Annotated in this window: 6 protein-coding genes and 2 pseudogenes; 7 read left to right on the top strand and 1 reads right to left on the bottom strand. The window is 39.4% G+C overall.

The features are described from left to right. Positions 1–263: 263 nt before the first annotated feature. The gene (locus CF596_RS14050) at positions 264–2462 is read left to right on the top strand and encodes a hypothetical protein (protein ID WP_143228704.1); all 2199 of its coding nucleotides are present in this window, start codon (positions 264–266) and stop codon (positions 2460–2462) included. 480 nt (positions 2463–2942) lie between these two features. Here the strand turns inward: CF596_RS14050 and CF596_RS14970 are convergent. After that, positions 2943–3311, bottom strand: a pseudogene (locus CF596_RS14970) (hypothetical protein); the annotation flags it as partial. 991 nt (positions 3312–4302) lie between these two features. On the opposite strand from CF596_RS14970, the gene CF596_RS14035 reads away from it, so the two are divergent. From CF596_RS14035 to CF596_RS14010, 6 genes and pseudogenes are all read left to right on the top strand, one after another. After that, positions 4303–4563, top strand: a complete 261-nt coding sequence (locus CF596_RS14035; RefSeq protein WP_002058491.1) for a hypothetical protein — start codon at positions 4303–4305, stop codon at positions 4561–4563. A 17-nt stretch (positions 4564–4580) separates the two neighbouring features. Then, on the top strand, positions 4581–5162 hold the full coding sequence (locus tag CF596_RS14030; RefSeq protein ID WP_096902832.1) for a hypothetical protein: 582 nt from the start codon (positions 4581–4583) through the stop codon (positions 5160–5162). A gap of 11 nt (positions 5163–5173) precedes the next feature. Continuing rightward, positions 5174–5554, top strand: coding sequence for a hypothetical protein (locus CF596_RS14025; protein ID WP_004960803.1), 381 nt, complete (start codon positions 5174–5176; stop codon positions 5552–5554). A gap of 111 nt (positions 5555–5665) precedes the next feature. Further along, entirely contained in the window at positions 5666–5965 is a 300-nt protein-coding gene (locus CF596_RS14020; protein WP_096902831.1) for a hypothetical protein, read from the top strand. A 111-nt stretch (positions 5966–6076) separates the two neighbouring features. Beyond that, a pseudogene (locus CF596_RS14015) lies at positions 6077–7099 on the top strand (DUF932 domain-containing protein); the annotation flags it as partial. A gap of 55 nt (positions 7100–7154) precedes the next feature. After that, positions 7155–7404, top strand: a 250-nt coding sequence (locus CF596_RS14010; RefSeq protein ID WP_242439173.1) for a transposase, incomplete at its 3' end; no start/stop codon positions are given.

Raw genomic sequence — 7404 nt, 5'->3', positions numbered from 1 at the left:
TGTGTCATAGTATTCGTCGTTAGAAAACAATTATTGTGACATTATTTCAATGAGTTATCTATTTTTGTCGTGTATAGAGGAAAATAGATTAAATTGCTGTTTTATATTGGTTTATTTTAGTTGTAGTGTGTGCATGAGCATTATAGGGTGCGTTTAAAATAGATTTAAAAAGTTTGGAATAAAGTACTCGGACATTGCATTGTCACCTCAGCGAAGGTGAAAAGCTGTACGGGATCAGCAACAAGCAAAAGGGAGAATCAGCAATGTCGAAAAAAACTTGTGCTGTAATGACGTTATCAACTTTCATATCAATGGGGATTCTACTGAGTGCATGCGGTGGCGGTGGTGGAAGTAGTAGCGGTGGAAATAACAATGCTGGAGGTAATCCACAGCCCTCTCTAGATATTGCAAAGCAACGCACGATCAACAAAGATGATCTTGCCTTTACTGTATTGCCAAGCCTTAAGGAAAATAATGTCTATGCCTCACATGAGATCATGACTTTCAACTTTCCAAATATTCAACCTTATTATCAGCTCGACGTGAAAGTAGATGGTCAAACTGTAGAATATGGGTTAGTCGATCAAAGCTTATATATTTTGCTACCTGAACTTACTGTTGGACAACATCAAATAGAAATTCAAGTGGATAATCAGCGTATTACACATCAATTTGAAACTGGTCAACGTATGACTGCGATTGCCAATGCTGATCAATTTCTTCAAGATTACTTCAATGAACTTTATATGCAGCTAGAGAATCCTGAAGAAGGGGCGAGCCTTGAAGATGAAGCTCAACGTCAAGAGTGGCTTATGTTATTCTCGCGTATAGAGATAGCATTAAGCGAAATGACAGCATCGGATAAACAAAAGCTGGCACAAATTTTACAAGCTAATCAATATAGTGAAGTCCAGCAGGTCATGCACATGCGAACGTTCAGTGCATTGAGCGATGAATGTTCCTCTTTGATCTGGACCAAAGCGAATATTGAACCTGCTTTTGGTGCAGCAATGGTTGGAATTGGTTTGATGATGTTAAGAGGTGATCCTATAACGGGAATAATAAAAGGTGATCCTACAACGGGAATAATTCTGATGGCTGTTGGTGGTGTAGTTCTATATAAGAAAAGAAACCAAGTAGTTAAATTGATGGGAGACATCATCGAGGATTGTGGAATTGGTAAAACCTTTAGAGCATTCGAACAAGATTTTGATGCTATTTCAAATCGTAGAATGATAACCACTAGTTTTAGTGTAGCATCAGATGTATCTCTAGCAAGCAGTTCAGATATTTTATTTACCCATAATGTGTCAGATTTTAGAAAAGCACAGCTTAAATTGAAACTAAGTGATCAGGTACCTGATGTTTTAATTTCATCTTTCCAAAGTATTTTGACAGGTATGAAGAAGATTCAAAGCCTGTTAAAAAATGATTATTACGACAATATACCAAAGCAAATTCAGCAGTTTAGTCGTTATATTGATCTCGATTTAAATCGACAAGATTTCACAGTAACGAGCAATCATCCAAACATTGTTGGTGATGTGGTGGAATCAAGTTCGGGGTTAAGTTTTAAATTTATCTATAAGGAAAATAATGCAGCGAAAAAGCCTACAAATACCCCAATACCATTTAGTTTTACCATTGTTGATCGTAAGGATAATGTCAGTTTTGGCCCAATTAGTGCCAAGTTAGATGTTGAGTTACCAAATGCATATAGCCAAGCCTTTAACTTGCTTAATAACAATACATTGAATCAGATTTTAGATGCTGAAAATTTTAGTTCGATTCAACTGGTAGAACTTCCTAAACATGGAAAACTGAGTTTAAATAGTGTCACTGGTGAATTCAGCTATTCACCTGATATATTTAAATCGGTTGAAGATCACTTTATCTATATTGCTAAAAATGATTTTGGAGAATCTAAGCCTGCACGAGTGAGTATTAAAGTTGAATCAGATTGCCGTATTACAGATACGAGTTTGACTCGTAATTCATACAGTTTGAATTGTTATTGGCCTAACACAAATATAATGCGTTATACCGAGAATTTGACTTTGTCACCTTTGTCATTTAATTCTGCGGAAAAATATACTTATGGTATTGATCTGAATACATTTCGTGGTTCAGGAAAGACTGTTCAGGCAGGTATGTCTTCCATGTCTTATCAAACAAATAAAGAAGGCACTATGACGATGTCATATATTCTTGATGAAGGAAAAGTAGAAACCATTAATTTTGATGGCTCAGGTAATCTAAGTCAGCGTACTTGTTATTATTCAAGTGATCAGGATACGTTGCTCACCATTTATCGACCCGCTGCAAATCCTGAAGCTGAGCGAATTAATAAGATGGAAGGAAAAAACTTATGTGGCCAACAAAGTGCAGCCCTCGTTGCGCAGTCGACGATTAAAAATTCAATGCTCTACAAATGGGTTGTTCAGCAGGGGCGTATTCATTAAATACCTTTAACACTATATTTAAAAATGCCCAATACTTTGGGCATTTTTTCTTTATACTAATTTATTAAAAAACTTGAGTATTGAAATAACCATTTAATTATAAAATAAAATATTATTAATACTTGTGGGTGTAGTTTTAACTTGTGTATCTCAGATTTTAGTAAATGAATATCTAAGTAGTACAGTGAAAAAACTTTATATCAGTCTTTTAGGTTTAACATTTAGTTTCTCTATTTATGCCAAAACCCCAACATATCAGGATTATCCTGCACAAACTTGTTCTGGCAAATGTCACACACCCCCCACTTTGCATGTCAGTATGTGATAGAAACAGTAGGCTGTAGTGGAGGATGTAGCTTTGCTTTAGTTCATAATGCTAAAACAGGGCAAAGCTTTGTATGATCATAAATTTTTTTCTATTGTTATAGTAAAGAAAGAGGTTTTATCTAAAATGATATTTTCTTTCAAAAAGGTAGCCGTTTAGTGATTGCTGTTAGCAGCTGCAATGGTGATCAGGAAAAGTACGAAACAGTGTATTACAGAATTAAAAATAATACAGTGGTTAAAGTCGGCGTTACAGAATTCAGCCCAATCGCTCATTAATCCTTTACGCTTTTCAAGATAAGTGCCACGTAAGTATGCTACTTCAACTTCATCTGGCAGTTTGTGAGCAAGTACATGCTTACAGACTTTTCTAGGATATTCAGTTTTATCGGCAGACCAGTCACGGAATGTGGATCAAAATCCATGTGTAGTGATTACTCGATTCTATTTAGGTAAGCCATCTTCTTTAAGCTTCTGCCGATGCATACGTTTGATTAATGTGGTTAATGACATATCTGATTGCATTCCATGGCAATTCACGATTTTTAATGTGCAATCAGCAAATCATTAAATAAAAATAAAGTTTGATGATGAAACTCCAAACAAAGAGTTAATTGAAATTTTTTGTAGTAAAAATAGTAGTAAAAAATTAAATATAAAATATTTTATATTTATTTATCAGTAATATATGTGTTTAATTTGACTGCCACCGCTTCCGCCAAATATCTAAATAAGCCCTTGTTTTTACAAGGGCTTATTTTTTGTCTGTAGTTTTACCCCTCAACCTACCCCTCATCAAATTTTGGATTGGATTGATTTCTTTTGGTAGTATTTGGAAGATTAAGGAATATAGTTTAATAAGCTGTATTTAAATCTAACTATATTCTTATTCAAGCATTTTTTAATTATAAATATTTTCACTCCCCATTTACTTAGCTTGCTTGACGCTCTACAGCGTGCAGATTATCCTTAACCTGCTGACCTACATTGTCAGCGGGTTTTAGCAGACCCATTTACCTAAGTACACTAAAAAGTCTAACTTTTTGGTGGGTATCCCTACGTACCCCCTCTGCGGCGGAACGGGAGGGGGGACGTCTTCGGACGTGCTGATTTCTTAGGTATCAGTCTGCTAACCCGTCTTCTGTTTCGCCACCATCATTTAGCAGTGATTTGGTGAAACTTCTTTATACCTAAGGAGTACGCCATGCGCTTCCATCAATACCGTCTTTTACATTTCTCTTTTTTCATGTTTGTGCCGTTGGGTGATTAGACCTGATGCCGTGCAGTCAATGCATAGCTGTGTCCATGACTTTCTAAGAATAAAACTTTTTTAAGTACATATTACCGATATGAAGATGAATCTCTCATGCTGTTTTGGGGGGCATAGATTTGTGTGCTTTATCGTCTATAACACTTCAAAAAAACATAGATATTCATTCCAACATTTATGACATGGGGAACACTGTGTCTGATTAAGACCAAGACCAGTGATGCCTATAAAAAAGAGAAAATGATGATGTTTAAAACTTTCCTAAAAACGACCCTGATTTCATCACTACTTGCAGGCGCATCATTGGCGCAGGCAGGCTGGTTTGCACAAGCCAGTGAATCCTACCTTGTTCAAGCACGTCATACAGGCGGTGGGGTTTATCAATGTCTTTATAAAACCAATCCTGGCAACCGTGGTTGGCGTAATTTCACGGTGAACTTTCAAGGTGGTTGTCCACGCTTTGTTCACTTTAATGCGCAGAATGGTCAAGTCACTGTGCCCAACTAAATGAGGGGAACATTCAAATGAACCAAAAAACCATCTTGGGCTTGGCGGCAATCTTAGCCCTGACCTTGATCAGCATCGCAGGCTTCTACTTCTTTAGCCCTAAACACGCAACTGAAAAAACGGTTCCAGCCAGTACTTCTGAGGTCAGCTCTGCACAACCTTTAGAATCCGCCAGTTCAGAAGCAGTATCCACTGAGATTGGAGCAGCAGAAGTGGATGGCATCGATGTCAAAGAATTGACCACGGCAAGCAAAAGTCTAAGTCCATCAGATCATGAACCTGAATTGCTGAGTTTTGAGTTTGATCAAAACCTTAAGGCGGCGGATACCTTACTGTCGATGCTGCCCTATGATCAACTGCCTGAATTTGAGCAGGACAATATAGACAAGTATCAACGCTATATCTTTGCCAAAGCCGCAAAAGATACAGGCAAATCAGTGCAAGACTTTAGCTTGCAAGAACATGGCGCACTGGAGTCGGAGCAAGCGGGTAATCGCTACTACGTTTATAAATTTGATAACGGCACAGACTGTGAAATCCATTTGGCTAGCATTGATTTAAATACAGGTGATTATGGCGTGAGCTATAACTACTGCTAAGGATGAATTTGATGAAGCAACTTTTAAAACCCTTACTCCTCGCAGTGACTACAACGACAGGCATCATGTTGAGTGGCTGTAATGCTGGCCTTGATCCAAACACGTTTACGGTCGAACTCGATGTAATTGATACCAGTAACTGGTATGCCCAAAATCAATCCGCTACGGTATTGACCATCCGTTCCAATATTGCAGAGCCTATCGATGTCAGCCATGTTTCTGTCAATCATGGACAATGTCGTTATGAAGGCTATCGTCGATCATTGGAATATCCGCAGCATTTTAAGATGGGGCAACGTTTAAGACTGAAATTAACAGACTGTAGCTACAGTAATGTGGTGCAGGTTGATGTCGAAACAGATAAAGGTACTGCAAGCTATAGCTTTCAATAGCGACTCTCCTCGACAAAGCAAAATTAAATCAAACCGTGTCCTCAATGGGCACGGTTTTTTTATGCCCTTCATTCAGCGCTTTGCACTGAATTCATTTCGCAAGGAATCCTCATGTCTTTTATTCGATGTCCCTACTGTCAGTCTACCCAGGTCAGACAAACCGATTCAGGCAATGCGCATGCCAATTATTTTGAGCAACTACAACGTTGTATCTCACCAACACAGATGGCGATGTTTGGCATGCAGGTCGCTCGCAAGTCAGGCTTTTCACCACTCTTCGGTGCAGCCGTTGGGGTCGTGGTGGGTGGCGTACTGGTGGTGGTGAGTCAGTATGCCTTTGAAAAATACTACAACAATGCCGAGCAGTATCTCTGTTTGGATTGCCAACAAGCGTTTGCATGGGTGCCGTAATTGCATCTCTGACTTTACACGGTTACATCTTTGAATAGATGGATTGTTTAAATCCTTTCAGCACATTTCTGCATCTTTACATCTTTCACTTTTATTTAAGGAATAATCAAAATGGCACATCAACTTGAACAAATGGCGTATGTCGGACAAACCCCTTGGCATGGTCTGGGCAATCAACTTAGCCAAAACCAACCGATTGAAGTCTGGGCCAAGCAAGCAGGTATGGATTGGCGTATTGAATCATCCAATGTCAGCTACATGGCTCAAAACTCACGTGGACAAAGCATCATCATGCCGTATGAAGAACAACGGGTACTGTATCGTTCAGACACCCATACCCCTTTATCGGTGGTGAGTCAGCGTTATCAGGAAGTCCAGCCAATGGAGATTCTGGAATTCTACCGAGACCTAACGGAGCAATCGGGCTTTGAACTGGAAACCGCAGGTGTCTTAAAAGGTGGCAAGAAGTTCTGGGCCCTGGCACGTACAGGACAAACCGCAGAACTTAAAGGTGGGGATGTCAGCAATGGCTATATTCTGTTGGCAACCGCATGTGACGGCACGTTGGCGACCACAGCACAATTCACCAATATCCGTGTGGTGTGTAACAATACTTTAGCGATTGCCTTACGAGGGCAGAGTTCCAATGCAGGCGTGGTCAAAGTACCGCACAGTACTAAGTTTGATGCCGACAAAGTCAAAGATCAACTCGGTATTTCAGTGAAAACATGGTACGACCACATGTATGAAATGAAACAACTCACTCAACGTAAAGTCACCCAGAAAGAAGCAGCGGCTTATTTTGATGCGGTATTTAACAACAATAGCCTAAGTGCGATGGAACAGGAGGATAACATTATTCAGTACTACCGTAATGTCGCGTCTCAAGCCAATCCACAACCCAATAAAACTGAACCGAATGGACGTGCCATGACCAAAGTCATGAATATGTTTAATGGGCAGGGACGTGGAGCAGACTTATCTTCAGCCAAAGACACCGCCTATGGACTACTTTGTGCGATCACCGAGTTTGTCGACCATGAACGTCGTGCGATGAGTACTGATCACCGCCTTGACTCTGCTTGGTTTGGTGCAGGGGCAGCATTAAAGCAACGTGGATTAGAGCAAGCATTATATCTTGAACCGTACCGGGTTTGTCGGAGACCAACTTTCTTGAGAGAATGTTCCAATGACAAAACCAAAATATACCCCTGAAATCAGAGAAAGAGCGGTTCAATTATTGATTGAATCTGAAAAAGATTATCCTTCTACTTGGGCTGCAATCACAGCAATTGCGCCTAAGATTGGTTGTACTCCTGAAACATTGCGTGTTTGGTATTTAAAGCATATGGATCAACTAAATCTTGCCAAAGTACAACAGATATCTGACCAAGAAAAAATGAAGCAAATGGAACGTGAAATTAAAGAATTAAAACGTG

Origin of the sequence: Acinetobacter sp. YT-02 (genome assembly GCF_002412355.1) — a bacterium.
In the GTDB taxonomy this organism is placed as follows: Bacteria; Pseudomonadota; Gammaproteobacteria; order Pseudomonadales; family Moraxellaceae; genus Acinetobacter; species Acinetobacter towneri.
This window is presented reverse-complemented; position numbering and strand designations above follow the sequence as displayed.

Excerpts from the sequence above, each read along its gene's own strand:
- CF596_RS14050 (WP_143228704.1), top strand. The coding sequence starts at position 264 with ATGTCGAAAAAAACTTGTGCTGTAATGACGTTATCAACTTTCATATCA.
- CF596_RS14035 (WP_002058491.1), top strand. The coding sequence starts at position 4,303 with ATGTTTAAAACTTTCCTAAAAACGACCCTGATTTCATCACTACTTGCA.
- CF596_RS14030 (WP_096902832.1), top strand. The coding sequence starts at position 4,581 with ATGAACCAAAAAACCATCTTGGGCTTGGCGGCAATCTTAGCCCTGACC.
- CF596_RS14025 (WP_004960803.1), top strand. The coding sequence starts at position 5,174 with ATGAAGCAACTTTTAAAACCCTTACTCCTCGCAGTGACTACAACGACA.
- CF596_RS14020 (WP_096902831.1), top strand. The coding sequence starts at position 5,666 with ATGTCTTTTATTCGATGTCCCTACTGTCAGTCTACCCAGGTCAGACAA.